The sequence below is a fragment of the Halalkalibacter sp. APA_J-10(15) genome, from assembly GCF_023017105.1.
Taxonomy (GTDB): domain Bacteria; phylum Bacillota; class Bacilli; order Bacillales; family Bacillaceae_D; genus Halalkalibacter.
The window spans coordinates 23,956-44,415 of the sequence record NZ_JALKEV010000018.1 but is presented as its reverse complement, the minus strand read 5'-3'; the positions used below and the strand labels follow the sequence as shown (position 1 = coordinate 44,415).

General features: G+C 41.4%; 23 protein-coding genes. 2 read left to right on the top strand and 21 right to left on the bottom strand.

Annotated elements, in window-relative coordinates; all coding sequences use genetic code 11:
• Positions 1-9: 9 nt before the first annotated feature.
• The 14 genes from rplE to rpsJ form a co-directional block, all read right to left on the bottom strand.
• On the bottom strand, positions 10-549 hold the full coding sequence (gene rplE / locus MW695_RS18490) for a 50S ribosomal protein L5 (RefSeq protein WP_247106970.1): 540 nt from the start codon (positions 547-549) through the stop codon (positions 10-12).
• A gap of 26 nt (positions 550-575) precedes the next feature.
• Positions 576-887, bottom strand: coding sequence for a 50S ribosomal protein L24 (gene rplX / locus MW695_RS18485; protein WP_247107049.1), 312 nt, complete (start codon positions 885-887; stop codon positions 576-578).
• A gap of 44 nt (positions 888-931) precedes the next feature.
• Entirely contained in the window at positions 932-1,300 is a 369-nt protein-coding gene (rplN, locus tag MW695_RS18480; RefSeq protein ID WP_035345236.1) for a 50S ribosomal protein L14, read from the bottom strand.
• 33 nt (positions 1,301-1,333) lie between these two features.
• Complete coding sequence (gene rpsQ, locus MW695_RS18475; RefSeq protein ID WP_247106969.1) at positions 1,334-1,594, bottom strand: 30S ribosomal protein S17; 261 nt, start codon at positions 1,592-1,594, stop codon at positions 1,334-1,336.
• Between the two features lie 17 nt (positions 1,595-1,611).
• Positions 1,612-1,815 (bottom strand): 50S ribosomal protein L29, encoded by a 204-nt coding sequence (rpmC, locus tag MW695_RS18470; RefSeq protein WP_035345231.1) that lies wholly within the window; start codon positions 1,813-1,815, stop codon positions 1,612-1,614.
• A complete protein-coding gene (rplP, locus tag MW695_RS18465) occupies positions 1,805-2,239 on the bottom strand; it encodes a 50S ribosomal protein L16 (protein ID WP_247106967.1) in 435 nt (144 codons plus the stop codon). The genes rpmC and rplP overlap by 11 nt, the downstream gene beginning before the upstream one ends.
• Before the next feature lie 2 nt (positions 2,240-2,241).
• Positions 2,242-2,901 (bottom strand): 30S ribosomal protein S3, encoded by a 660-nt coding sequence (rpsC, locus tag MW695_RS18460; RefSeq protein WP_247106966.1) that lies wholly within the window; start codon positions 2,899-2,901, stop codon positions 2,242-2,244.
• Between the two features lie 3 nt (positions 2,902-2,904).
• Positions 2,905-3,246, bottom strand: coding sequence for a 50S ribosomal protein L22 (gene rplV, locus MW695_RS18455; protein ID WP_247106965.1), 342 nt, complete (start codon positions 3,244-3,246; stop codon positions 2,905-2,907).
• 23 nt (positions 3,247-3,269) lie between these two features.
• Entirely contained in the window at positions 3,270-3,548 is a 279-nt protein-coding gene (gene rpsS / locus MW695_RS18450) for a 30S ribosomal protein S19 (protein WP_035345220.1), read from the bottom strand.
• Between the two features lie 60 nt (positions 3,549-3,608).
• Positions 3,609-4,439, bottom strand: coding sequence for a 50S ribosomal protein L2 (gene rplB / locus MW695_RS18445; protein WP_247106964.1), 831 nt, complete (start codon positions 4,437-4,439; stop codon positions 3,609-3,611).
• Between the two features lie 28 nt (positions 4,440-4,467).
• A complete protein-coding gene (rplW, locus tag MW695_RS18440) occupies positions 4,468-4,758 on the bottom strand; it encodes a 50S ribosomal protein L23 (RefSeq protein ID WP_247106962.1) in 291 nt (96 codons plus the stop codon).
• Positions 4,758-5,381, bottom strand: coding sequence for a 50S ribosomal protein L4 (rplD, locus tag MW695_RS18435; RefSeq protein ID WP_247106960.1), 624 nt, complete (start codon positions 5,379-5,381; stop codon positions 4,758-4,760). Before rplD ends, rplW begins: the two co-directional genes overlap by 1 nt.
• A gap of 24 nt (positions 5,382-5,405) precedes the next feature.
• Entirely contained in the window at positions 5,406-6,035 is a 630-nt protein-coding gene (rplC, locus tag MW695_RS18430) for a 50S ribosomal protein L3 (protein ID WP_247106958.1), read from the bottom strand.
• 81 nt (positions 6,036-6,116) lie between these two features.
• Positions 6,117-6,425 (bottom strand): 30S ribosomal protein S10, encoded by a 309-nt coding sequence (gene rpsJ / locus MW695_RS18425; RefSeq protein ID WP_099305467.1) that lies wholly within the window; start codon positions 6,423-6,425, stop codon positions 6,117-6,119.
• 322 nt (positions 6,426-6,747) lie between these two features.
• Between rpsJ and MW695_RS18420 the strand changes: the two genes are divergently transcribed.
• Both MW695_RS18420 and MW695_RS18415 read left to right on the top strand, forming a co-directional pair.
• Positions 6,748-7,428: an MFS transporter gene (locus tag MW695_RS18420; protein ID WP_247106957.1), complete on the top strand. Its 681-nt coding sequence runs from the start codon at positions 6,748-6,750 to the stop codon at positions 7,426-7,428.
• Entirely contained in the window at positions 7,413-7,940 is a 528-nt protein-coding gene (locus MW695_RS18415; protein WP_247106956.1) for an MFS transporter, read from the top strand. Before MW695_RS18420 ends, MW695_RS18415 begins: the two co-directional genes overlap by 16 nt.
• Positions 7,941-7,967: 27 nt before the next feature.
• Here MW695_RS18415 and tuf read toward each other — a convergent pair whose 3' ends face one another.
• The 7 genes from tuf to rpoB form a co-directional block, all read right to left on the bottom strand.
• Positions 7,968-9,158 (bottom strand): elongation factor Tu, encoded by a 1,191-nt coding sequence (gene tuf / locus MW695_RS18410; protein WP_247106955.1) that lies wholly within the window; start codon positions 9,156-9,158, stop codon positions 7,968-7,970.
• Between the two features lie 130 nt (positions 9,159-9,288).
• Positions 9,289-11,367, bottom strand: a complete 2,079-nt coding sequence (gene fusA, locus MW695_RS18405) for an elongation factor G (RefSeq protein WP_247106954.1) — start codon at positions 11,365-11,367, stop codon at positions 9,289-9,291.
• A gap of 45 nt (positions 11,368-11,412) precedes the next feature.
• The gene (gene rpsG, locus MW695_RS18400; protein WP_035345200.1) at positions 11,413-11,883 is read right to left on the bottom strand and encodes a 30S ribosomal protein S7; all 471 of its coding nucleotides are present in this window, start codon (positions 11,881-11,883) and stop codon (positions 11,413-11,415) included.
• A gap of 28 nt (positions 11,884-11,911) precedes the next feature.
• On the bottom strand, positions 11,912-12,325 hold the full coding sequence (rpsL, locus tag MW695_RS18395) for a 30S ribosomal protein S12 (RefSeq protein WP_035345197.1): 414 nt from the start codon (positions 12,323-12,325) through the stop codon (positions 11,912-11,914).
• 110 nt (positions 12,326-12,435) lie between these two features.
• Positions 12,436-12,684: a 50S ribosomal protein L7ae-like protein gene (locus MW695_RS18390; protein WP_247106953.1), complete on the bottom strand. Its 249-nt coding sequence runs from the start codon at positions 12,682-12,684 to the stop codon at positions 12,436-12,438.
• Positions 12,685-12,944: 260 nt separating this feature from the next.
• Positions 12,945-16,568: a DNA-directed RNA polymerase subunit beta' gene (gene rpoC, locus MW695_RS18385; RefSeq protein WP_247106952.1), complete on the bottom strand. Its 3,624-nt coding sequence runs from the start codon at positions 16,566-16,568 to the stop codon at positions 12,945-12,947.
• A 112-nt stretch (positions 16,569-16,680) separates the two neighbouring features.
• Positions 16,681-20,223 carry a DNA-directed RNA polymerase subunit beta gene (rpoB, locus tag MW695_RS18380; protein ID WP_247106950.1) on the bottom strand — a complete coding sequence of 1,181 codons (3,543 nt, stop codon included), beginning with the start codon at positions 20,221-20,223 and terminating at the stop codon, positions 16,681-16,683.
• Positions 20,224-20,460 lie beyond the last annotated feature (237 nt).

The window sequence follows — 20,460 nt, the reverse complement described above, 5'->3', positions numbered from 1 at the left end:
AGTCTTCGATTATTTTTGAAATGGCATTCCCATTTGTGTTAATAATTCACGAGCTTCTTCATCCGTTTCAGCAGTTGTTACTAAAACAACATCCATTCCGCGAACTTTATCCACTTTATCATAGTCAACTTCAGGGAAAATTAATTGTTCTTTCACACCTAATGTGTAATTCCCACGGCCGTCAAATGCTTTCTTTGATACACCACGGAAGTCACGTACACGAGGTAATGCAACAGTAATTAACTTATCAAGGAATTGATACATACGCTCTCCGCGTAATGTCACCTTAGCACCGATCGGCATACCTTCACGTAATTTAAATCCAGCAATAGACTTTTTCGCCTTCGTAATTAATGGCTTTTGACCTGTGATTTCTGTTAATTCTTCAACAGCTTTATCAAGTGCCTTTGCGTTTGATACAGCATCACCAACACCCATGTTGACAACGATTTTCTCAAGCTTAGGTACACCCATTACTGAAGAATGGTTGAACTTCTCAACAAGAGAAGGAACAATTTCAGTTGAATATTTCTCCTTTAAACGACTCATACTATTGACCTCCTTTCACACTCTGACTATTTATCTAAAACTTCGCCAGACTTTTTCGCAACTCTTACCTTTTTACCATTCTCTTCTCTGAAACCTACTCGGGTAGGTTCGCCAGATTTAGGATCAATTGGCATTACGTTAGAAGAGTGAATTGGCGCTTCTTGGTTCAAGATCCCACCTTGTGGATTATCTTGAGAAGGCTTCGCATGCTTCTTGATCATGTTAACTCCTTCTACAAGAACGCGACTCTTCTTAGGAAATGCCTCTAGAATTACACCTTGTTTTCCTTTGTCTTTTCCTGAGATGACTTTAACCGTATCACCTTTTTTGACATGCATTGACATTATTGCACCTCCTTGAGCGGGCCTAACTTATATCTTAATTAAAGAACTTCTGGAGCAAGAGAAACAATTTTCATGAATTGATTTTCACGAAGTTCACGTGCAACAGGTCCAAAAATACGAGTACCTCTTGGGCTCTTATCGTCACGGATAATAACCGCTGCATTCTCATCAAATTTAATGTAAGAACCATCTTTACGACGAGCACCACTCTTCGTACGTACAACAACCGCTTTAACGACTTCACCTTTCTTGACAACGCCGCCTGGTGTTGCTTGTTTTACCGAACAAACAATAACATCACCAATATTAGCTGTTTTACGACCTGAGCCACCTAGTACTTTAATACAAAGCACTTCACGAGCACCAGAGTTATCAGCAACTTTTAAACGACTTTCTTGTTGGATCATAAGATCTTACCTCCCTTCAACTAAAGGATCTTATTAGATAATTACCGCTACTTCAACGATCTCTACTAAGCGGAAACGTTTATCTTTAGAAAGCGGACGAGTTTCCATGATTTTAACGATATCGCCAACTTTTGCACTATTTTCTTCATCGTGCGCTTTGAACTTCTTAGAATACTTTACGCGTTTACCGTAAAGACGATCTTTCTTATATGTTTCAACAAGAACCGAAATGGTCTTATCCATCTTGTCTGAAACAACGCGCCCTGTATAAACCTTACGTTGGTTGCGTTCCATTTAAGCAAACCTCCTTTTTAGCCGTTGTTAATTCCAAGCTCACGTTCACGTAGTACAGTCTTCGCACGAGCGATTGCTTTGCGAACTTCACGAATACGGGTTGGATTATCCAATTGACCAGTCGCTAGTTGAAAGCGAAGGTTAAACAACTCTTCTTTTAATGATTGTGTCTTTTGCTCAATTTCAGCAGTGGTTAAGTTACGAATCTCATTAGCTTTCATTTGCGTCACCACCCACTTCTTCGCGTTTTACAAACTTACATTTCACTGGTAACTTATGTGCGGCCAGACGTAATGCTTCACGTGCAACTTCCTCAGGAACACCAGCAATTTCAAACATAATCTTACCTGGTTTAACAACAGCTACCCAACCTTCAGGAGCCCCTTTACCAGAACCCATTCGAACTTCTAATGGCTTAGCAGTATATGGCTTTGAAGGAAAAATCTTAATCCAAACTTTACCGCCACGTTTCATGTAACGTGTCATTGCAATACGAGCAGCTTCAATTTGACGATTCGTGATCCATGAAGCATCAAGTGCTTGTAGACCATATTCGCCAAAATGCACTTCAGTCCCGCCCTTAGCACGACCTCTCATCTTACCACGGTGCTCACGGCGATATTTTACGCGTTTAGGCATTAACATGATTAGTTGCCTCCTTCCACTTTGTTCGTTCCTTTTGTAGGAAGGACTTCACCACGATAAATCCAGATTTTAACACCTAACTTACCGTATGTTGTATCAGCTTCTGCTGTACCATAATCGATATCAGCACGAAGTGTGTGAAGTGGAACCGTTCCTTCACTATAATGTTCAGCACGAGCGATATCCGCACCACCAAGACGACCAGACACTTGAGTCTTAATCCCCTTTGCACCGGAGCGCATTGTACGTTGAATCGCTTGCTTCATCGCACGTCGGAATGAAATACGATTTTCTAATTGACGAGCAATGTTCTCTGCAACAAGCTTCGCATCTAAATCTGCTTGCTTAATTTCAAAAATGTTAATATGAACTCTTTTACCTGTTAGTGTATTTAGGGCTTTACGTAGCGCCTCTACTTCTGAACCACCTTTACCGATCACCATACCTGGCTTAGCAGTAGAAACGGTAATATTTACACGGTTTGCAGCACGCTCAATTTCAACCTTAGAAACTGAAGCATCCTTCAAACGCTTTTCGATATACTCACGAATTTTAATATCCTCGTGTAGTAGATCAGCAAAATCTTTATCAGCATACCATTTTGACTCCCAGTCATGGATAACACCGACTCGAAGTCCGGTAGGATTTATTTTTTGACCCACGTTTTATCCCTCCTTCTTTTCTGTTACCACTAATGTGATATGACTAGTACGCTTGTTGATGCGACTTGCGCGCCCCATTGCGCGAGGACGGAAACGTTTCAACGTTACGCCTTCATCAACAAAAACTTCACTAATTACAAGATTATTTGGCTCCATTTCATAGTTGTGCTCTGCATTCGCAATCGCTGAGTTCAAAAGCTTCTCTACTACAGGAGATGCTGCTTTTGGCGTGTGGCGAAGAATGGCAATAGCTTCACCGACTTGCTTTCCACGAATAAGATCCACGACTAGACGCACCTTACGAGGAGCAATACGGACTTGTTTTGCTATAGCTTTAGCTTGCATAGGATTGACCTCCCCTCTTACATTTAACGTCTTGTTTTCTTATCATCTGCTGCATGACCTTTATACGTACGAGTAGGTGCAAACTCACCAAGCTTGTGTCCTACCATGTCTTCAGAAATGTAAACAGGTACATGCTTACGGCCATCATATACTGCGATTGTATGACCGATAAATTCAGGGAAAATAGTTGAACGACGAGACCATGTCTTAACAACCTTCTTGTCATTTGCTTCATTTAATCCTTCAACTTTCTTCATTAAATGATCATCGACAAAAGGTCCCTTTTTCAAACTGCGACCCATGAGAATTCCTCCCTTCGTGACCGTCCCACGGTTCTTATTAAGAACCGTAGCCCAATCCCGTTATTTTTTACGACGACGTACAATATACTTATCAGTATCTTTGTTCTTCTTACGAGTCTTGTAGCCAAGAGTCGGCTTACCCCATGGAGACATAGGAGACTTACGACCGATCGGCGCACGACCTTCACCACCACCATGTGGGTGATCGTTAGGGTTCATAACAGATCCACGAACAGTTGGGCGCTTGCCTAACCAACGCGAACGACCTGCTTTACCGATGTTAACAAGTTCGTGCTCAAGATTTCCTACTTGACCGATTGTCGCACGGCAAGTTGCTAGAATATAACGAGTTTCACCAGACTTCAAACGAACAAGTACATAATCGCCTTCTTTACCTAAAAGCTGTGCTTCTGCACCGGCTGAACGTACTAATTGACCGCCTTTACCTGGCTTCAATTCGATATTATGAATAACTGTACCAACAGGGATGTTCTTAAGTGGTAATGCATTCCCAACTTTGATATCAGCTTCCGGACCAGATTCAATTGTTACTCCAACCTTAAGACCTTTCGGAGCTAAAATATAACGCTTTTCACCATCAACATAATGAATAAGTGCGATATTCGCTGAACGGTTCGGATCATACTCGATTGTAGCAACGCGCCCTGGAATTCCATCTTTATTACGCTTAAAGTCAATCACACGGTATTGGCGCTTATGTCCGCCACCTTGATGACGTACAGTTAATTTACCTTGGTTATTGCGTCCGCCTTTTTTGTGTAAAGGGGCTAACAATGACTTTTCTGGTTTGTCTGTAGTGATTTCTGCATAATCTAATACAGACATACCACGACGACCGGCACTGGTTGGTTTATACTTCTTTACCGCCATCTTTAATTCCCTCCTTCACTAGTAGTTCTTAAACACCTTCAAAGAATTCTAATTCTTTGCTATCTGCTGACAATGTAACAATCGCTTTTTTACGACGAGCAGTAAAACCTGTATAACGACCAAAACGTTTAGATTTACCTTTGTAATTTTGCGTATTTACATTATCAACCTTCACATCAAAGATCTCTTCGATTGCATCTTTAATTTGAGTTTTGTTTGCTCGAACGTCCACTTCAAACGTGTATTTCTTATCACTCATTAAATCTGTTGAACGTTCTGTAATTACAGGGCGCTTAATGATATCACGAGCATTTGACATTACGCAAGCACCTCCTCTACCTTTTCAACGGCACCTTTCGTTATGACAAGCTTATCATGCTTTAATAGATCAAGAACGTTAATTCCGTCTGCTGAAACAAACGTAACACCTGGGATATTACGAGCAGATAGTGCAACTTGATCATTGTAGTCAGCTGTTACGACTAACACTTTACGATCAGCTGAAATGTTAGCAAGCACTGACTTCATTTCCTTTGTCTTCGGAGCATCAAACGCAAGCTCTTCAAGAACAATAATCTCTTCTGCTTTCACCTTACTAGAAAGAGCAGATTTAATCGCTAAGCGACGAACTTTCTTTGGAAGGTTGTAGCTGTAGCTACGAGGAGTCGGCCCAAATACAACTCCACCACCAACCCATTGTGGAGAACGGATTGACCCTTGACGAGCGCGTCCAGTTCCCTTTTGACGCCATGGCTTACGACCACCACCACGTACTTCAGAACGTCCTTTTGTTTTGTGTGTACCTTGACGTAGAGATGCTTGCTGCATTACTACTGCGTCATGAAGTACACTGTTATTTGGTTCAATACCAAATACCGAATCATTTAATTCAACATCTCCAACTTGAGATCCACTTTGATTAAATAAAGCTACTTTTGGCATGATGTGTCCTCCTTTCTGTCAATCTTATTTTGCTTTAATCGCACTTTGAACTTCTACGTAACTTTTCTTAGCTCCAGGAACATTCCCTTTAACTAGTAGCAAGTTGCGCTCTGTGTCCACTTTTACGATTTCTAGATTTTGTACTGTAATTTGCTCTCCACCCATACGTCCAGGAAGAAGCTTCCCTTTAAATACACGGTTCGGATCAACTGGACCCATTGAACCAGGACGACGATGATAACGAGAACCATGGGACATCGGTCCACGAGATTGATTGTGACGCTTAATCGCACCTTGGAATCCTTTACCTTTAGAAGTGCCTGTCACATCAACTGTGTCACCTTCTGCAAATGTATCTACCTTAACTTCTTGACCAACTTCATAATCGTCAAGATTAACGTTACGGATTTCCTTGATGAAGCGCTTAGGAGCCGTGTTTGCTTTAGCAGCATGGCCTTCAGCTGGCTTGTTGACATTTGCTTTCTTTTGATCAGCAAAACCGACTTGAATAGCTTCATATCCATCAGAGTCAACTGTCTTCTTTTGAAGAACAACGTTTGGCTCTGCTTCAATAACTGTAACCGGGATTACTTCACCATTTTCAGCAAATACTTGTGTCATACCAATTTTTCTACCTAAGATTCCTTTGGACATCCGTTACACCTCCTATTATTGTTCAGTTTATTTTGCCATTTTCATATCATTAAATGAGAAACGACCTTCTCATCAAAATGTTTATAGCTTAATTTCAATGTCCACACCAGATGGTAAATCCAGACGCATTAGCGCATCTACCGTTTGCGGTGTAGGATTCACAATGTCAATCAAACGCTTATGTGTGCGCATTTCAAATTGCTCACGAGAATCTTTATACTTGTGTACAGCACGTAAAACCGTGTAAACAGATTTCTCAGTTGGTAGTGGGATCGGACCCGATACACTAGCACCAGAACGTTTTGCTGTTTCTACAATCTTCACTGCTGATTGATCAAGGACTCTGTGATCATATGCTTTCAAACGAATGCGAATCTTTTGTTTTGCCATAATAGCCCCTCCTTTATCGTCCATTTTATAAACAGACATACTCTGCGAAAATTTCCTACACCCTGCCATGGCAAAGGAGCCGGGTGTGTCAGCAACCTTTCGCTTCATCGCTGTCAGTGACCAACGTTCAACATTATACACAAAAATAATAACCAGTGCAAGTGAAGAACCTACGCTGATCACACCTTATCTATTATAATAGTCTAACATGCAAAAAGCAATGTTTTATTCAAGAAATCTCAATTTTCTTCGTTTCCATATGTTTCATGTTACAATACATTATCGTATCACAAATAATGTACGTCAGCGGAGGCAGTAAGTAATGCAGCAATCAACGAGACTTTTGTGGACTTTGTCTATTGCGCAATTTCTTATTATGCAAGTATGGTTTAATTTTTCTTCTATTATACCTGTCTTAGAAAGCGAATGGATGCTAACAGCAACTCAGTCTGGCATCATTATTGCTTTCTTTCATATCGGATATGTTCTAGCTATTATTAGTTACAGTTTCTTTCTATCAGCCTATAACCCAAAGTACATCATCATAATTGGCGCTCTTATTGCGGGTCTATCCGGGGTATGGTTCCCTCTTCTAGCTAACGGTTTTTGGACAGCTGTCATTTTACGAACAGTAACAGGGGTTGGCGTTGCAGGTATTTACGTTCCCGGAATGAAGCTAGTATCTCAATTATTCCCACCCTCGACTCGTGGGAAGGCAATGGGGATCTATGTTGGGTCACTTGTCATCGGCTCAGGATTTTCATTATTCATTTCAGGATTTCTTATTTCTTCTATTGGCTGGAAAGGTGTCATACTGTTAACCTCTGTGTTTAGTTTAATTGCAGGCTTCGTTGTTTTCATGACAAAGATACCACAGCTTCCTTCTAAACCTTTAGTCATTTCTAAACAATTACTACAGGACGTTTCCGAAAAAGGAATGTTCTCATTAACGGAGGGTATGCTGCTCATTGTTGGGAGCTATATGCGATGTGGTCATGGATAGGTCCATTTCTAGTCTATTATTTTACCGTTCATGGTGTTCATGCAACAAATGCGATTACCGCCGGAAATATGTTAGCATCCTTCATCATCATGCTAGGTGGAATCGCCTCTTATCTAGGAGGAAAGGCTTCTGATCGATTTGGAAGAGGGACCACATCAACTTGGTTTCTTATGACAAGCATTAGTTGTTCGGTCGTCATCGGTTGGCTAACATCTTTACCGATTGCATTCATGGTTATTCTTTTAATCGTATATGGCTTCAGTATTATAGCAGACTCACCCATTTACAGCACTGCGATTAGTGAAGTCACTGATCCAGAATTAACAGGGCTAGCTCTTGGGATTCAATCAATTGTTGGGTTTTCGACTACTATATTTGCTCCATTATTGTTTGGATTCATCCTAGACTATTATTCATGGGGAGCTGCCTTCACGACTATTGGACTTCTTACCTTGATCGCACCTATCTGCATGATTGCTTTCAAAAGAATAGAAAAGACTCCTGTCACATGACAGGAGTCTTCTTTAAATAGAAATTAATTACTTTTGAATTGAAGCAACAACGCCGGCACCAACTGTACGTCCACCCTCACGGATAGAGAACTTAGTACCTTCTTCAATTGCGATTGGAGCGATAAGCTCAACCGTCATTTCGATGTTGTCACCAGGCATTACCATCTCAACGCCTTCTGGAAGTTGAACAATTCCAGTTACGTCAGTTGTACGGAAGTAGAACTGAGGACGGTAGTTTGAAAAGAATGGAGTATGACGTCCACCCTCTTCTTTTGAAAGAACATAAACTTCAGCTTTGAAGTTTGTATGTGGTGTAATAGAACCTGGCTTTGCAAGTACTTGACCACGTTGTACTTCTTCACGGCTTACACCACGAAGTAGCGCACCAATGTTATCACCAGCTTCTGCATAGTCAAGAAGCTTACGGAACATTTCTACTCCAGTACAAGTTGTCTTTTGAGCATCTTCAGTGATACCGATGATTTCAATTTCATCACCAACATTTAATTGTCCACGCTCAACACGACCAGTAGCAACTGTACCACGACCAGTGATTGAGAATACATCCTCAACTGGCATCATGAATGGTTTCTCGTTGTCACGCTCTGGAGTTGGGATGTAGCTATCAACAGCTTCCATAAGCTCGATGATTTTCGCTTCCCATGCAGCATCTCCTTCTAGTGCTTTAAGAGCAGAACCTTGGATAACAGGAACATCATCACCAGGGAAATCGTACTCAGAAAGAAGGTCACGTACTTCCATTTCTACTAACTCAAGTAATTCTTCGTCATCAACCATGTCACACTTGTTTAAGAATACAACAAGGTATGGAACACCTACTTGACGAGATAATAGGATGTGCTCACGAGTTTGAGGCATTGGACCGTCAGCAGCAGATACTACTAAGATACCTCCATCCATTTGTGCAGCACCAGTGATCATGTTCTTAACGTAGTCTGCGTGTCCTGGGCAGTCAACGTGTGCATAGTGACGAGTTTCAGTTTCGTACTCAACGTGAGCCGTTGAGATTGTGATTCCACGCTCACGCTCTTCCGGTGCACCGTCAATTGCGTCATACGCCATTGCAGTACCTTTACCAGATTGCTTAGCTAATACTGTTGTAATTGCAGCAGTTAAAGTTGTTTTACCGTGGTCAACGTGTCCAATTGTACCAATGTTGGCATGTGTTTTGGAACGGTCGAATTTTTCTTTAGCCATGATTCATTTCCTCCCTTAATTAAGAAAAGTATAAGTATTTTATGGGTAAGAAAGGTGCGTACCCATTGTAGAATATCACCTTTCTTAGCTTACAACAAACATAATGTCGAAACAATTCCTAAACGAAAAATTATTCGCCAGTTTGCTTCTTAATAATTTCTTCAGCGACACTCTTAGGTACTTCTTCATAATGATCAAAGAACATTGAGTACGTTCCGCGACCTTGAGTACGTGAACGAAGTGAAGTTGCATAACCAAACATTTCTGCTAAAGGAACAAACGCCTTAACGATTTGTGCGTTTCCGCGTGCTTCCATTCCTTCAACGCGTCCACGACGTGCTGTAACGTCACCCATTACATCACCCATGTACTCTTCTGGAATAACAACTTCTACTTTCATAAGTGGCTCTAGTAGTACAGGACTACATTTTGATTTAGCATTCTTAAGTGCCATTGAAGCGGCAATCTTAAATGCCATCTCACTTGAGTCAACATCATGATATGAACCATCATAAAGTTTCGCTTTGAGGTCAATAACTGGATACCCAGCGATCATACCATTTTGCAAAGACTCTTTAATACCCGCTTCAACAGAACTGATGTATTCACGAGGAACCGATCCACCGACAACCGCATTTTCGAATTCGAAGCCTGCTCCCTCTTCATTTGGAGAAAACTCTACCCAAACGTGACCGAATTGTCCACGACCACCAGATTGACGGACGAACTTTCCTTCTACTTGAGCAGATTGTCTAATTGTCTCACGATACGATACTTGTGGAGCACCAACGTTAGCTTCTACTTTAAACTCACGCTTCATACGGTCAACGATAATGTCAAGGTGAAGCTCACCCATACCAGAGATAATCGTTTGACCTGTTTCTTCGTTCGTTTCAGTATGGAACGTCGGATCCTCTTCAGCAAGCTTAGCTAATGCAATACCCATCTTATCTTGGTCAGCCTTTGATTTCGGCTCAACAGATAGTGAGATAACAGGCTCAGGGAATTCCATAGATTCAAGAATAACAAGATTCTTCTCATCACATAGAGTATCCCCAGTAGATGTGTCTTTCAAACCTACTGCTGCTGCAATATCACCAGAGTACACAGTAGAGATCTCTTCACGAGAGTTCGCATGCATTTGTAGGATACGACCTACACGTTCACGCTTATCCTTAGTAGAGTTCTTTACATATGAACCTGAATCTAATGTTCCTGAATATACTCGGAAGAATGTTAACTTACCAACGTATGGATCTGTCATAACCTTAAATGCTAAAGCAGAGAAAGGTTGGTCATCACCAGGTTCGCGAGTTACTTCTTCTTCTGTTTCAGGTACTGTACCATTAATTGCTGGTACATCTAGAGGTGATGGAAGATAATCAAGAACAGCATCTAACATTAACTGAACACCTTTGTTCTTAAATGCAGATCCACAAAGTACTGGGTAAAATTCTACATTACACGTACCCTTACGAATCGCTGCTTTTAATTCATCTTTTGTTAGTTCTTCACCTTCTAAATACTTCATCATGAGCTCTTCATCTAGTTCAGCTACTGCTTCGACTAGTTGCTCATGTAATTCTTGCGCTTTGTCCTTATACTCATCAGGAATTTCTTTCGCTTCCGTGCGAGTACCTAGGTCATCTTCATAGAAGTACGCAACCATATCAATTAAATCGATAATACCATTAAACTCATCTTCAGCTCCAATTGGTAATTGGATTGGGTGAGCATTTGCTTGAAGTCGGTCACGAAGCGTCCCTACTGAATAAAGGAAATCAGCACCTGTTTTGTCCATTTTGTTAATGAACACGACACGTGGTACTCCGTATGTTGTCGCTTGACGCCATACCGTTTCTGTTTGTGGCTCAACACCCGATTGAGCATCAAGTACCGCTACAGCACCATCTAATACACGTAATGAACGTTCTACTTCAACTGTAAAATCGACGTGCCCTGGAGTATCAATGATATTAATACGATGGTCTTTCCATTGTGCTGTTGTCGCAGCAGAAGTGATCGTGATACCACGCTCTTGCTCCTGTGCCATCCAGTCCATTTGAGAAGCACCTTCGTGAGTTTCACCAATTTTGTGGATACGTCCAGTATAGAAAAGAATACGCTCTGTAGTTGTTGTTTTACCAGCATCAATATGAGCCATGATCCCGATATTTCGCGTATCTTTCAAGGAGAACTCTCTTGCCATAATGTCTTTCTCCTTCCTAATTCAAAGTTTATTAATAGTTTGATCTTACCAACGATAGTGAGCGAATGCTTTGTTCGCTTCTGCCATCTTATGAGTATCTTCACGCTTCTTAACAGAAGCACCTGTGTTGTTCGCAGCATCAAGGATTTCATTAGCAAGACGTTCTTCCATCGTCTTTTCTCCACGTAAACGTGAATAATTGACTAACCAACGAAGACCTAATGTTGTACGACGTTCAGGCTTAACCTCAATTGGTACTTGATAGTTTGCACCACCAACACGACGAGCCTTAACTTCAAGAACTGGCATAATGTTTTTAAGTGCTTGATCAAATACTTCCATTGGATCATTACCACTACGTTCCTTCACAAGTTCAAATGCATTGTAAAGAATCGTTTGTGCTTTACCACGCTTACCATCTTCCATAATACGGTTAATAAGACGTGTAACAAGCTTAGATTTGTAAATCGGATCAGGTAATACATCACGACGAGCGACTGGTCCTTTACGAGGCATAATTCCCCCTCCTTTCCATTCTTATTTATTATTTCTTAGGACGCTTCGTACCATACTTAGAGCGACCTTGCATACGATCTTGAACACCAGCAGTATCTAACGCACCACGGACAATATGGTAACGAACCCCTGGTAAGTCTTTTACACGTCCTCCACGGATAAGAACAACGCTGTGCTCTTGAAGGTTGTGACCAATACCTGGGATATATGCTGTTACTTCGATTTGGTTCGTTAAACGTACACGAGCATATTTACGAAGAGCTGAGTTTGGCTTCTTCGGTGTCATTGTACCAACACGCGTACACACCCCACGCTTTTGTGGTGATGAAAGGTTTGTTTGAGACTTTTTGAAACTATTATAACCTTTGTTAAGTGCTGGCGAGTCAGACTTCTTAGACTTTGCTACACGACCTTTACGAATTAACTGATTAATTGTAGGCATCTTTTTTCCTCCTCTCTCATACTGAATTAAGACCACTGATCCTGGTGGATCATCTTTAGACAAAAGGAAAGTTTTTGCCATCCGGATGGCCCCGTCTGGCAAAAACATATTTATTTCCTTAGAGCTACTGTGGCTGCACCGACTTCGATGTCAGCAGCCTTTCCAAGTCGCTTCATCGAGTCGACATATACTAATGGAACCTGCTTCTCCTTAGCTAATGCCTCAACCTTATAGATCACACGGTACTCCGCATCTTTTGCTATTAATACTTCAGAAACAATTCCATCATCAAGCGCCTTAAGGGTTTGTTTTGTCCCTATAATTAGGTTACTAGCCTGTAAAACTTTTTCATAAGACATGAATGATCCTCCAAAGCAACAGGTTTATCAGGCACACTTTGATATATTAACACTTTGATGCATCAAGTGTCAACGTTTCTTTTAGAGGTTGTTCAAAAAGAGCGTTTTTCCCCTTTTTGAATGACCTCTAAGCAATGAATGTAGTCGCTACATCTTTTAAAGTCTTGTGGTGAGTGCTTTTCTCACCACAAGACGAGTAAAGAACGGAGCCCTCGCCATCATTTTTGGTGCTTTTTAAACAACAAGGTCTTTAACAACATTTATTCGTGCGTTAGAGCTTCTTCAGCCACGGATTCCTCCGCCACTTCTGGCTGTTCTTCATCGTACTTAGAGCGAATCGCTAAATTGCGATAACGATTCATTCCTGTCCCAGCTGGGACAAGCTTTCCGATAATAACATTTTCCTTCAGACCTAACAACTCATCACGCTTGCCTTTAATCGCTGCATCGGTTAAGACACGAGTTGTTTCTTGGAAGGAAGCAGCAGATAAGAATGAGTCTGTTTCAAGAGATGCTTTTGTAATACCAAGCAAGACTGGCTTCCCAGTAGCAGGGCGCTTACGATCAAGGAGCACTTTTTTGTTTTCATCGTTAAATTGCTGAATCTCAATTAACGAACCTGGTAGGACAGCCGTTTCACCTGCGTCAACGACACGTACTTTACGTAGCATTTGACGAACCATCACTTCTACGTGCTTGTCACCAATTTCTACCCCTTGCATTCGATAAACCTTTTGCACTTCTCTTAAGAGATACTCTTGAACGCCATTCATACCTTTTACTTTCAGAAGCTCTTTCGGATCAATTGAACCTTCTGTAATAGGCTCACCCGCTTGAACGAAGTCACCAACTGTAACTTTCAACCTAGAACCGTACGGGATCGCATAATTCTTCGTTTCCATTTCACTCTTAATAACGACTTCGCGCTTATCGCCTTCTTTGAAGTCAATAATTTCTCCATCGATTTCAGTAATAACCGCCTGCCCTTTAGGGTTACGCGCTTCAAACAATTCTTGGATACGAGGAAGACCTTGTGTAATATCGTCTCCTGCAACCCCACCAGTATGGAATGTACGCATTGTAAGCTGTGTACCTGGTTCCCCGATTGATTGAGCAGCGATAATTCCGACTGCCTCACCTACTTCGACATCACTGCCGGTCGCTAAGTTACGCCCATAACACTTCTTACAAACACCGTGACGTGTATCACAAGTAAACACAGAGCGAATCGTTACTTCTTCTACATCAGCTTCAATGATTTGTTTCGCAATGTCCTCATGAATAAGTTCATTTCTTGATACTAATACTTCACCTGTTTCTGGGTGCTTAACCGTCTTAAAGGCAACCCGACCAACTAAACGGTCATATAAGTCTTCGATGACTTCATTACCTTCTTTAATAGCTTTCACTTCTAAGCCACGATCTGTACCACAGTCATCAGAACGAACGATGACATCTTGAGCAACATCAACGAGTCGACGTGTTAAGTAACCTGAATCGGCAGTCTTAAGCGCAGTATCTGCCAGACCTTTACGCGCCCCATGTGTAGAGATAAAGTATTCCAATACCGTTAAACCTTCACGGAAGCTTGATTTAATCGGTAATTCAATAATTCGTCCAGATGGATTCGCCATTAATCCACGCATACCTGCAAGCTGTGTGAAGTTTGAGGCATTACCACGTGCACCTGAATCACTCATCATAAAGATTGGGTTACTACGATCCAACGTGCCCATTAGCTTACTTTGAATAATATCCTTCGCTTCACTCCAGATTGAAATGACACGATCATAGCGTTCCTCTTCGGTAATTAAACCACGACGGAATTGCTTTTGTACTTTATCAACTTTCTTTTCAGCATCAGCTAAAATTTCTTTCTTCTCAGCTAATACAACAATATCAGCGACACCTACTGTAATACCTGCGCGCGTAGAATATTTAAACCCAAGCTCCTTCATACGATCAAGCATTTTAGACGTTTCAGCAATCGCAAACTTCTTAAATACTTCAGCAATAACAAGACCTAGGAAGCCTTTCTTAAACGGTTCAACTAATTCATTTTCAGCAAAGTGCTTTTTCACATCTGTCGAGCTTGGTACAATATATTTATCAGGTATTGCTACTTCTAAATTCATCAACGTTGACTCATTCACATACGGGAACGAATCAGGTAAGATCTCATTAAAGATCAGCTTTCCAACCGTTGTTAAGAGCAACTTATCATATTGATCATCTCTAAATGTCGTTTTCCCTAGTGATTGAACAGGGATAGCAACACGACTGTGTAAATGTACAAAGCCATTCTGATAAGCAATCAACGCTTCATTCGTATCCTTAAAGACAGACCCCTCACCAATGGCATCTTTACGCTCCATCGTTAAATAGTAGTTCCCTAAAACCATATCCTGTGACGGCGTAACAACTGGCTTCCCATCTTTCGGATTCAAAATATTCTGAGCAGCCAACATTAAAATACGAGCTTCAGCTTGCGCTTCTGCTGATAACGGTACGTGCACAGCCATCTGATCCCCGTCAAAGTCAGCGTTATACGCTGTACATACTAGAGGGTGTAATCTAATTGCACGCCCTTCTACTAATGTTGGTTCAAACGCTTGAATACCAAGACGGTGTAATGTAGGTGCACGATTCAAAAGAACCGGATGTTCACGAATGACTTCTTCAAGCACATCCCAAACTTCTGGATGGACGCGCTCCACTTTACGTTTAGCACTCTTAATGTTATGAGCTAAACCTTTGCTGACTAATTCCTTCATAACAAACGGCTTAAAGAGCTCAAGTGCCATTTCCTTCGGTAGACCACATTGGTACATCTTTAAGTTCGGTCCTACAACGATTACCGAACGACCTGAATAGTCAACGCGTTTCCCTAATAAGTTTTGACGGAAACGACCTTGCTTCCCTTTCAACATATGGGAAAGAGACTTCAACGGACGATTCCCAGGTCCAGTAACCGGACGACCACGACGACCGTTATCAATTAACGCATCAACTGCTTCTTGGAGCATTCGCTTTTCATTTTGAACAATAATATTAGGTGCTCCTAGATCCAATAGACGCTTTAATCGATTATTTCGATTAATAACACGACGATACAAATCATTTAAATCAGATGTAGCAAATCGACCACCGTCTAATTGAACCATTGGTCGTAACTCTGGTGGAATGACAGGTAACACATCAAGAATCATCCATGATGGTTCGTTTCCTGAATTACGGAATGCTTCTAATACTTCTAAGCGTTTAATCGCTCGTGTACGACGTTGGCCTTGTGCTGTGACAAGCTCCTCTTTCAATAACGAAACTTCTTTTTCAAGATCGATATCCGCAAGTAGCTTACGAATCGCTTCCGCGCCCATTTGAGCTTGAAATGAACGACCATATTTATCACGGTACGCGCGATATTCCTTTTCTGATAGCAGCTGCTTCTTCTCGAGAGCTGTATCACCTGGATCTGTGACAACATACGAAGCAAAATAAATGACTTCTTCTAAAGAACGAGGAGACATATCTAATACTAACCCCATACGACTTGGTATTCCTTTGAAATACCAAATATGCGATACAGGTGCAGCTAGTTCAATATGACCCATACGCTCACGACGAACCTTTGCTCGTGTTACTTCCACACCACAGCGGTCACAGACAACACCTTTGTAGCGTACACGCTTATACTTTCCGCAGTGGCATTCCCAATCTTTTGTCGGACCAAAAATACGCTCACAGAAAAGCCCGTCTTTCTCTGGCTTTAAAGTACGGTAGTTAATGGTTTCTGGCTTTTTAACTTCTCCTCTTGACCAAGAACGAATCTTCTTTGGTGAAGCAAGACCAATTTTCATATATTCGAAGTTGTTTACATCTATCAAGGGGCTAACCTCCCTTTTGGTTTCCGGATCAATTCAATTGCCAATCATTCAACTATAATGAGAATGAGACAGTTCTGGGAACTAGTTACCTAACTAGCCCCCAAAATGTCCATTAAACGCTCGATTCACTTGATTCAAAATTCAGGTTAAGCTTCTCGCTTGCATGATCGTCTTCATCATCAAGCTCTCTCATTTCAATTTCCTCTTCATTGCTCGAGAGCATTTTCACATCCATACCTAACGATTGAAGCTCTTTAATTAATACTTTAAATGACTCTGGTACACCTGGCTCAGGAACATTTTCGCCTTTAACTATCGCTTCATACGTTTTTACACGTCCAACAACATCATCTGATTTCACCGTTAAGATTTCTTGGAGAGTGTATGCAGCGCCATATGCTTCTAACGCCCAAACCTCCATCTCACCAAAACGCTGTCCACCGAACTGTGCTTTACCACCTAGTGGCTGCTGTGTAACGAGTGAGTACGGTCCTGTAGAACGAGCATGCAACTTATCATCAACCATGTGTGCCAATTTAATCATATACATAATACCAACAGACACTCGGTTATCAAACGGATCACCAGTACGTCCATCATAAAGGATCGTTTTACCGTCACGAGCAAGACCCGCTTCTTCTAACGTATTCCACACATCATCCTCACTCGCACCATCAAATACTGGTGAAGCAACATGAATACCGAGTTTCCTTGCAGCCATACCTAAGTGAAGCTCAAGTACTTGCCCAATATTCATACGTGATGGTACCCCTAATGGGTTTAACATGATGTCAATCGGTGTTCCATCTGGTAAATAAGGCATATCTTCTTCAGGAAGAATTCGTGATATAACCCCTTTGTTACCGTGACGTCCAGCCATTTTGTCCCCTTCATGAATCTTACGTTTCTGTACGATATAAACACGTACAAGCTGATTCACACCCGGAGGTAATTCATCGCCATCTTCACGATTAAATATTTTCACATCGAGGACAATTCCATCGCCACCATGAGGTGCTCGAAGCGAAGTATCACGTACTTCACGCGCCTTTTCACCGAAGATTGCATGTAATAAGCGCTCTTCAGCTGTCAATTCCGTTACACCTTTTGGCGTTACTTTACCGACAAGAATGTCTCCATCCTTCACCTCAGCACCGACACGAATAATTCCACGCTCATCAAGATTTCTTAACGCATCTTCACCAACATTCGGAATATCACGAGTGATTTCCTCAGGACCTAATTTTGTATCTCGTGCTTCTGACTCATATTCTTCAATGTGGACAGATGTATAAACGTCATCTTTCACAAGACGCTCACTCAGAATAATGGCATCCTCATAGTTGTACCCTTCCCAAGTCATAAATCCAACTAGTACATTACGTCCTAGTGCCATTTCACCTTGCTCCATCGAAGGACCGTCAGCTAAGATTTCACGCTTCTCAACGACATTACCTTCCGCAACAATCGGGCGTTGATTGTAACTAGTACCTTGATTCGAACGGACAAATTTTTGTAATCGATATTTGTCTAAATCACCTTTGACTTCTTGACCATCCACAACCTCTAATTGACGTACCAAAATTTCCTTAGCTGTCACTCGCTCAACAATACCCTTCGTCTTCGAAACGATTGCTGCACCGGAATCTTTCGCTGAAACGTGTTCCATACCAGTTCCAACAAACGGCGCTTCAGGAACGAGCAACGGTACCGCTTGACGTTGCATGTTCGCTCCCATTAATGCTCGGTTAGAGTCATCGTTTTCTAAGAACGGTATACATGACGTCGCCGCTGAAACAACTTGTTTTGGTGATACATCCATATAATCAATACGTTCACGCGGAACAACTGTATTTTCACCACGGAAACGAGCAATAATATTATCATTCACAAATGACCCATCTTCTTTTAAGATGGCGTTTGCCTGTGCAACAACGTAGTTATCTTCTTCATCAGCCGTTAAGTAGTCGATCTGATCGGTCACTTTACCCGTCTCAGGGTCTACACGACGGTAAGGAGTTTCCATAAACCCAAACTCATTCACCTTAGCGTAAGAAGATAATGAGTTAATAAGACCAATATTAGGGCCCTCTGGCGTTTCAATCGGACACATACGGCCATAGTGGGAGTAGTGAACGTCACGCACTTCAAAACCAGCACGTTCACGAGTCAGTCCACCTGGTCCTAGCGCTGAAAGACGACGCTTATGAGTTAACTCTGCCAATGGATTCGTTTGATCCATAAACTGAGACAACTGTGAGCTACCAAAGAACTCCTTAATAGAAGCAATGACCGGACGAATATTAATAAGCGCTTGTGGTGTGATCATGTTAGGATCTTGAATGGACATCCTTTCACGAACAACACGCTCCATACGTGATAAACCAATACGGAATTGGTTTTGTAAAAGCTCTCCAACTGAACGCAGCCTGCGGTTTCCTAAATGATCAATGTCATCTGTATCACCGACACTGTGTAATAAATTAAAGAAATAGTTGATAGAAGCGATAATATCTGAAGGTGTAATATGCTTCACTTCACGCTCTACTAATCCATTACCAATAACACGAATGGTATTCTCTCCATCTTGATCATCTGGTGCATAAATTAAGATTGATTGAATATCAATCTCAGCATCCTCAACAACTCCACCCGAAGCGCGAACTCGACGGAAGCCTACGTTATTTTCAAGATAAGGAAGTACGCGATCTAACGTACGTCGATCTAATAACGTGCCTTCTTCAGCAATCACTTCACCTGTTTCAGGGTCAATCAGTGTTTCTGCTAGGCGCTGGTTAAATAAGCGGTTCTTTATATGAAGCTTTTTGTTGATTTTATAGCGACCAACATTAGCTAAATCATATCTTTTAGGGTCAAAGAAACGCGAATCAAGTAAGCTCTTCGCATTCTCAACAGTTGGCGGTTCACCTGGACGAAGGCGCTCATAAATTTCTAAAAGTGCCTTTTCTGTCCCGTCTGTATTATCCTTTTCCAACGAATTACGAAGATACTCATCTTCCCCTAATAAATCAATGATCTCTTGATCAGATCCAAAACCTAACGCACGCAATAGAACTGTAACAGGTACCTTTCGCGTACGATCAATTCGAACGTAAACGATATCTTTCGCATCTGTTTCAAGCTCTAACCATGCCCCACGATTCGGAATAACAGTTGCCGTAAAACCTTTTTTACCGTTTTTGTCCGTTTTTTGACTGTAGTAAACACTTGGCGAACGAACAAGCTGTGAAACAATGACACGTTCTGCTCCATTTATAACAAACGTACCCGTCTCAGTCATTAATGGAAAATCTCCCATAAAGACTTCCTGTTCCTTGACCTCTCCAGTCTCCTTATTAATCAATCGAACCTTCACTCGTAATGGTGCTGCATAAGTGACATCACGTTCTTTTGATTCATCGACTGGATACTTCGGCTCTCCAAGACTATAGTCAATAAATTCTAGGACTAAATTTCCTGTGAAGTCTTGAATAGGAGAAATATCTTGGAACATTTCCCTTAATCCCTCATCAAGAAACCACTGATAGGATGCTGTTTGAATCTCAATTAAATTCGGCAGCTCCAACACTTCATTAATTCTTGCATAACTTCTTCGCTGGCGGTGGCGTCCATACTGAACTAGTTGACCTGTCAACTGATTCACCCCTCAAATCTGGCGTTATAGTATCTAAAAACAATCATATCTCTTCATCTTCAATTACATAATATAATGAAGGGAAATGAATGATTTTTAAGATTCACACAAAAATGCGCACACACGATTATGTACGTTTCCCTACGATTACTCCAGTATAACCACATTTATCCAAGTCTATTCATCAAAAAAGTCTTGACTTTCTTGAACGATTTGATCTAAAAATAGGTAGTTATA